This is a genomic window from Curvivirga aplysinae (genome assembly GCF_009711445.1).
Taxonomy (GTDB): Bacteria; Pseudomonadota; Alphaproteobacteria; order UBA8366; family Aestuariispiraceae; genus Curvivirga; species Curvivirga aplysinae.
This window is the reverse complement of the sequence record NZ_SMMC01000010.1, coordinates 1-819: the sequence shown is the minus strand read 5'-3', so window position 1 is coordinate 819 and position 819 is coordinate 1. Positions and strand designations below refer to the sequence as shown.

At 37.9% G+C, this 819-nt stretch carries 1 protein-coding gene; it reads left to right on the top strand.

Annotated elements, in window-relative coordinates; all coding sequences use genetic code 11:
• Positions 1 to 227 precede the first annotated feature (227 nt).
• Positions 228 to 689: a MarR family winged helix-turn-helix transcriptional regulator gene (locus tag E1160_RS00040; protein ID WP_155152949.1), complete on the top strand. Its 462-nt coding sequence runs from the start codon at positions 228 to 230 to the stop codon at positions 687 to 689.
• Positions 690 to 819 lie beyond the last annotated feature (130 nt).

The following is an 819-nucleotide window of genomic DNA, read 5'->3' as shown; positions in this document are numbered from 1 at the left end:
GATTTACCTCAATTTAAATAAAATTGTATATATTTTCAAGGAGTTAATCATTCGCATACTAAATTAACCCCCAAATACCCCTTATGGAATAATTGACATTCCGAATTCGCCGGACCATAAGGTTTCATATCGCAGTGCAATATAGACTTAGGCAGCATAAAATTAATCCTGCAAAGTCAATTATAAAGCAGTTTATTTAATAAGTTTCAAAATTGGAGAGTAATACCATGCTGAAACAAACAGAATTGATCATCAAGCCAGATGAAAGTCTTGGATTTAACGCACGCATGACACATCGTGCGTTTACACGTGCATTACAAGCACGCCTCACCAAACATAACATTCCAATTGGCCAATGGTATTATTTACGTGTGTTATGGCGCGAAGATGGCCTGACACAAAAGGCATTAAGTGACCAACTTGGCATCATGGGGCCTACCACCGTTGTTGCCCTGCGCGCGATGGAACGCGACGGGCTAATTAAGCGTGTACGAAACGAAAGCGATCGTCGTAAGATAAATATTTACCTATCCGAGAAAGGTAAAGCACTTGAAACAGAACTAAGCCCTTATATTGAGGATATCAATCTTCAAGCATCAGATGAAATTTCCGAAGAAGATATCGAAGCATTTAAACGAGTTAGTGAAAAGATTCGTCTAAATTTAGAGGCTTTCGAAGCGGCAGCCTAACTCATTCCTAGATGATCATATTCACCTGAAAGGCACAATTCTCTCTTTTGAGGTTGTGCCTTTTCTTTTTTTCTTGCGATACATCAAATTTTAATTAAATATTAACTAGATCGGTTGTATATATAACTGA

Excerpts from the sequence above, each read along its gene's own strand:
- E1160_RS00040 (WP_155152949.1), top strand. The coding sequence starts at position 228 with ATGCTGAAACAAACAGAATTGATCATCAAGCCAGATGAAAGTCTTGGA.